Raw genomic sequence first — 6,696 nt, forward strand, 5'->3', positions numbered from 1 at the left:
GCGGTGTTCAGCGCGTTCAGGTCGGTGCTGGTCAGGTTCGACAGCTGCGAGGTGGTCAGCGCAGCGACCTGGGCGGTCGTCAGCTGGCCCATCTGGTCGGAGGTCAGCGCATCGACCTGCGCCGTGGTCCAGTTGCGGATCGCGGCGGTGCTCAGCGCACGCAGGTCGGCCGATTCCAGCGTCGGGATCTGGTCGGTGGTCAGCGCGGCGGCCTGGGCGGTCGACAGCGTCGCGAACTGCGTCGTCGTCAGCGCGTTCAGGTCGTCGGTGCCCAGTTGCGACAGCTGGGTCGTCGTCAGGGCCGCCACTTGCGCGGTCGTCAGCGCAGCGAACTGGTCGCTGGTCAGGGCGCCGAGCTGGTCGGAGTTCAGCTGGCGCAGCGCGGCGGTGCTGATCGCACGCAGGTCGGCCGATTCCAGGTTCGGCAGCTGGTCGCTGGTCAGCGCGGCCACTTGCGTGGTCGTCAGCGCGGCGAAGTGCGCCGTGGTCAAGGCGCGCAGGTCGTCCGACTGCAGGCCGGCGATCTGCGTGGCCGTCAGCGACACGACCTGGGCGGTCGACAGCGCGGCGAAGTCAGCCGTGTTCAGCGCGTTCAGGTCGTCGGTGACCAGGTTGCTCAGCTGGGCCGTCGTCAGCGCGGCGACYTGCGCCGTCGTCAGCTGGCCCATCTGGTCGCTGGTCAGTGCATCGACCTGTGCGGTGCTCCAGTTGCGGATCGCGGCGGTGCTCAGGGCACGCAGGTCCGACGACTCCAGGTGCGGGATCTGGTCGGAGGTCAGCGAGGCGGCCTGCGCGGTCGACAGGATCGCGAACTGGGCGGTGCTCAGTGCGTTCAGCGAGTCGGAGGTCAGCGAGGACAGCTGGGTGGTCGTCAGCGCGCCCACTTGCGCGGTCGTCAGCGACGCGATCTGGTCGGAGGTCAGCGCAGCGAACTGGTCGCTGTTCAGGCCGCGGATGCCGGCCGTGCTGATGGCACGCAGGTCGGCCGATTCCAGGTGCGGGATCTGGTCGCTGGTCAGCGCGCCGACTTGTGCGGTCGACAGCGCGGCGTAGTGCGCCGTCGTCATCGCACGCAGGTCGTCGGTYTSSAGGCCGGCCACCTGGCCGACCGTCAGCGAAGCGACCTGGGCGGTCGACAGCGCAGCGAAGTCRGCGGTGTTCAGCGCGTTCAGGTCGGTGCTGGTCAGGTTGGTCAGCTGGGTGGTCGTGAGGCCCGCCACTTGCGCGGTCGTCAGCTGGCCCATCTGGTCCGAGGTCAGCGCGTTCAGCTGGTCGGTGTTCCACGAGCGCAGTGCGGCGGTGCTCAGCGCACGCAGGTCGGCCGATTCGAGGTGCGGGATCTGGTCGGTGGTCAGCGACGCGACTTGCGCGGTCGACAGGATCGCGAACTGGGCGGTGCTCAGCGCGTTCAGCGAGTCGGAGGTCAGCGAAGACAGCTGGGTGGTCGTCAGCGCCGCGACTTGCGCGGTCGTCAGCGATGCCACCTGGTCCGAGGTGAGGGCTGCGAACTGGTCGCTGTTCAGGCCACGGATGCCGGCGGTGCTGATSGCACGCAGGTCAGCCGAYTCCAGGTGCGGGATCTGGTCGCTGGTGAGCGCGCCGACTTGCGCGGTCGACAGCGCGGCGTAGTGCGCCGTGGTCATCGCACGCAGGTCGTCGGTTTCCAGGCCGGCGACCTGGCTGACCTTCAGCGCGGCGACCTGGGCGGTCGTCAGCGCGGCGAAGTCGGCCGTGTTCAGCGCGTTCAGGTCTTCGGTCGTCAGGTTCGCCAGCTGGGCGGTCGTCAGGCCGGCGACCTGCGCGGTCGTCAGCTGGCCCATCTGGTCGGAGCTCAGCGCGTTCAGCTGGTCGGTGTTCCACGAACGCAGCGCGGCGGTGCTCAGCGTGCGCAGGTCGGACGATTCCAGCGTCGGGATCTGGTCGGTGGTCAGCGACGCGACTTGCGTGGTCGACAGCGCGGCGTACTGCTGCGTCGTCAGGGCGCGCAGGTCGTCGCTGTTCAGCGTCGACAGCTGCGTGGTCGTCAGGGCCGCGACCTGGCCGGTCGTCAGCGCGCCGATCTGGCTCGAGTCGAGGGCGGCCAGCTGGTCGCTGTTCAGCGCGCGGATCGCGGTGGTGCTGATGGCGCGCAGGTCGGCCGATTCGAGGTTCGGGATCTGGTCGGTCGTCAGCGCACCGACCTGGGCCGAGTTCAGCGCGGCGTACTGCGCGGTGGTCAGCGCACGCAGGTCATCGGACTGCAGGCCCGCGATCTGCGTCGGCGTCAGCGAGGCGACCTGGGCGGTCGACAGCGCGGCGAACTGCGCGGTGTTCATCGCGTTCAGGTCGTCGGTGACCAGGTTGCTCAGCTGGGCGGTCGTCAGGCCGGCGACCTGCGAGGTCGTCAGCTGGCCCATCTGGTCGGAGGTCAGCGCGTCGACTTGCGCGGTCGTCCAGTTGCGGATCGCGGCGGTGCTCAGGGCGCGCAGGTCGGCCGATTCCAGGTGCGGGATCTGGTCGGTGGTCAGCGCGGCGGCCTGGGCGGTCGACAGGATCGCGAACTGGCTGGTCGTCAGCGCGTTCAGGTCGTCGGAGCCGAGGCTGGCGAGTTGCGCCGGCGTCAGCGCCGCCACCTGGGCGGTCGTCAGCGCAGCGAACTGGTCGCTCGTCAGGGCACCCAGCTGGTCGGAGTTCAGCTGGCGCAGCGCGGCGGTGCTGATGGCGCGCAGGTCGGCCGATTCCAGGTTCGGGATCTGGTCGGTGGTGAGCGCCGCGACCTGCGCGGTGTTCAGCGCGGCGTACTGCGCCGTCGTCAGGGCACGCRGGTCATCGGATTGCAGCCCGGCGATCTGCGTCGCGGTCAGGCCGGCGACTTGCGCGGTCGACAGCGCGACGAACTGCGCGGTGTTCAGCGCGTTCAGGTCGTCGGTCACCAGGTTGCTCAGCTGGGCGGTCGTCAGGGCGGCCACTTGCGCGGTCGTCAACTGGCCCATCTGGTCGGAGGTCAGCGCATCGACTTGCGCGGTCGTCCAGTTGCGGATCGCGGCGGTGCTCAGGGCACGCAGGTCGGCCGATTCGAGCGTCGGGATCTGGTCGCTCGTCAGTGCAGCAGCCTGGGCGGTCGACAGGATCGCGAACTGGTTGGTCGTCAGCGCGTTCAGGTCGCCGGTGCCCAGCGTGGACAGCTGGGTCGTCGTCAGGGCAGCCACTTGCGCGGTCGTCAGGGCGGCGAACTGGTCGCTGGTCAGCGCACCGAGCTGGTCGGAGTTCAGCTGGCGCAGCGCCGTCGTGCTGATCGCACGCAGGTCGGCCGATTCGAGGTTCGGCAGCTGGTCGGTGGTCAGCGCGGCGACCTGGGCGGTCGTCAGCGCGGCGAACTGGGCGGTGCTCAGCGCGCGCAGGTCATCGGATTGCAGGCCGGCGATCTGGGTCGGCGTCAGCGCGGCGACCTGGGCGGTGGACAGCGCGGCGAACTGCGCGGTGTTCAGCGCGTTCAGGTCGTCGGTGACCAGGTTCGACAGCTGGGCGGTCGTCAGCGCGGCGACCTGCGAGGTCGTCAGCTGGCCCATCTGGTCGGAGGTCAGCGCATCGACCTGGGCGGTCGTCCAGTTGCGGATCGCGGCGGTGCTCAGCGCACGCAGGTCGRCCGATTCCAGGTGCGGGATCTGGTCGGTCGTCAGCGACGCGGCTTGTGTGGTCGACAGGATCGCGAACTGGCTGGTGCTCAGTGCGTTCAGGTCGTCCGAGGCCAGCGACGACAGCTGCGTCGTCGTCAGCGCGGCCACTTGCGCGGTCGTCAGCGACGCGATCTGGTCGGAGGTGAGGGCGGCGAACTGGTCGCTGTTCAGGCCACGGATGCCGGCGGTGCTGATGGCACGCAGGTCGGCCGATTCGATGTTCGGGATCTGGTCGCTGGTCAGTGCGCCGACCTGCGTGGTCGACAGCGCGGCGTACTGTGCCGTCGTCAGTGCGCGCAGGTCATCGGACTGCAGGCCGGCGATCTGCGAGGCCGTCAGCGATGCGACCTGGGCGGTCGACAGCGCGACGAAGTCGGCGGTGTTCAGCGCGTTCAGGTCTTCCGTCGTCAGGTGCGAGACCTGGTTCGTCGTCATGGCGGCGACCTGTGCGGTCGACAGCGCGCCCATGTGATCGGAGTTCAGCGCGGCCAGCTGGTCGCTGTTCAGCGCGCGGATCGCCGCGGTGCTGAGGGCGCGCAGATCCTGCGTCTCCAGGTTCGACATCTGCGTCGTCGTGATGGCGGCCGCCTGGGCGGTGGTCATCGCGGCGAACTGCGCGGTGGTCAGCGCGTTCAGGTTGCTGGTGTTCAGGCCGTCGACCTGCGGCGTCGAGGTCAGCGCGGCGACCTGGGCGGTCGTCAGCTGGGCCATCTGGTCGGAGGTCAGCGCATTGATCTGGTCGGTGTTCAGCGCGCGGATCGCGGCGGTGCTGAGCGCGCGCAGGTCGGCCGATTCGAGGTTCGGGATCTGGTCGGTCGTCAGGGCAGCGGCCTGGGCCGAGTTCATCGCGGCGTATTGCGCGGTGCTCAGCGCACGCAGGTCATCGGACTGCAGGCCGGCGATCTGGGTGGCGGTCAGCGAGGCGACCTGGGCGGTGGACAGCGCGGCGAACTGCGCGGTATTCATCGCGTTCAGGTCGTCGGTCGTCAGGTTGGTCAGCTGGGCGGTCGTGAGGCCCGCCACTTGCGCGGTCGTCAACTGGCCCATCTGGTCGGAGGTCAGCGCATCGACCTGGGCGGTGGTCCAGTTGCGCAGCGCGGCGGTGCTCAGCGTGCGCAGGTCGGCCGATTCGAGGTGCGGAATCTGGTCGGTGGTCAGCGCGGCGGTCTGCGCGCTCGACATCGCGCTGAACTGCGCGGTGCTCAGCGCGTTCAGGTCGTCCGAGGCCAGCGAGGCCACCTGCGTGGTCGTCAGCGCGGCCACCTGCGTGGTCGTCAGCGACGCGATCTGGTCGGAGGTCAGCGCCGCGAACTGGTCGCTGTTGAGGCCGCGGATGCCGGCGGTGCTGATCGCACGCAGGTCCGAGGACTCGATGTTGGGCATCTGGTCGCTGGTCAGCGCGGCGACCTGGGCGGTGGTCAGCGCGGCGTACTGGCCGGTGGTCAGCGCGCGCAGGTCATCGGAYTGCAGGCCGGCGATCTGCGTCGGCGTCAGCGCGGCGACTTGCGCGGTGGACAGCGCGACGAACTGCGCGGTGTTCAGCGCGTTCAGGTCGTCGGTGGTCAGGTTCGCCAGTTGCGAGGTGGTCAGTGCGGCGACCTGGGCGGTCGTCAGCTGGCCCATCTGGTCGGAGGTCAGCGCGTCGACCTGGGCGGTGGTCCAGTTGCGCAGCGCGGCGGTGCTCAGCGCGCGCAGGTCGGCCGATTCGAGCGTCGGGATCTGGTCGGTGGTCAGCGAGGCGGCTTGCGCGGTCGACAGCGTCGCGAACTGCGTGGTCGTCAGCGCGTTCAGGTCGTCGGTGCCCAGCGTGGACAGCTGGGTCGTCGTCAGCGCGGCGACYTGSSMGGTCGTCAGCGCGGCCATCTGGTCGCTGGTCAGCGCGCCGAGCTGGTCGGAATTGAGCTGGCGCAGCGCGGCGGTGCTGATGGCACGCAGGTCGGCGGATTCGAGGTTCGGGATCTGGTCGGTGGTCAGCGCGGCGACCTGGGCGGTCGTCAGTGCGGCGAACTGGGCGGTGCTCAGCGCGCGCAGGTCATMGGATTGCAGGCCGGCGATCTGCGTCGGCGTCAGCGCGGCGACCTGGGCGGTCGACAGCGCGGCGAACTGGTTGGTCGTCAGCGCGTTCAGGTCGTCGGTGACCAGGTTGGCGAGCTGGGCGGTCGTCAGCGCGGCGACTTGCGAGGTCGTCAGCTGGGCCATCTGGTCGCTGGTCAGCGCATCGACCTGGGCGGTCGTCCAGTTGCGGATCGCGGCGGTGCTCAGCGCGCGCAGGTCCGACGATTCGAGGTGCGGGATCTGGTCGCTCGTCAGCGCGGCGGCCTGGGCCGTCGACAGCACGCCGAACTGCGTGGTGCTCAGTGCGTTCAGCGAGTCGGAGGTCAGCGAGGACAGCTGGCTGGTCGTCAGCGCGGAGATCTGGCCGGTCGTCAGCGAAGCGACCTGGTCGGAGGTCAGCGCGYCGAACTGGTCGCTGTTCAGGCCGCGGATGCCGGCGGTGCTGATGGCACGCAGGTCGGCCGATTCGAGGTTGGGGATCTGGTCGCTGGTCAGCGCGCCGACCTGGGCGGTGGTCAGCGCGGCGAACTGGGCGGTGCTCAGCGCGCGCAGGTCGTCGGATTGCAGGCCGGCGATCTGCGTCGGCGTCAGGGCCACGACCTGGGCGGTCGACAGCGCGGCGAACTGCGCGGTGTTCAGCGCGTTCAGGTCGGTGGTCGTCAGGTTGGACAGCTGCGCGGTCGTCAGGCCGGCGACCTGGGCGGTCGTCAGGGCGCCCATCTGGTCGGAGGTCAGCGCATCGATCTGCGCGGTGGTCCAGCCCTTCAGCGCGGCGGTGCTCAGCGCGCGCAGGTCGTTGGTTTCCAGCGTCGGGATCTGGTCGGTCGTCAGCGCGGCGGCCTGGGCGGTCGACAGCGCGGCGAACTGCGTGGTCGTCAGCGCGTTCAGGTCATCGGTGCCCAGCGTGGACAGCTGGGTGGTCGTCAGTGCGGCGACCTGGCCGGTGGTGAGGGCGGCGAACTGGTCGCTGGTCAGCGAGCCGAGC

General features: G+C 70.0%; 1 protein-coding gene. It reads right to left on the reverse strand.

Translation table 11 applies throughout. The annotated features are described in order from the left end of the window. A partial coding sequence (locus AC1D12_RS20555) for a heme utilization protein (protein ID WP_477842518.1) occupies positions 1 to 6,696 on the reverse strand: 6,696 nt, incomplete at both ends.

The organism is Rhizobacter sp. P1_G5, from assembly GCF_056405435.1.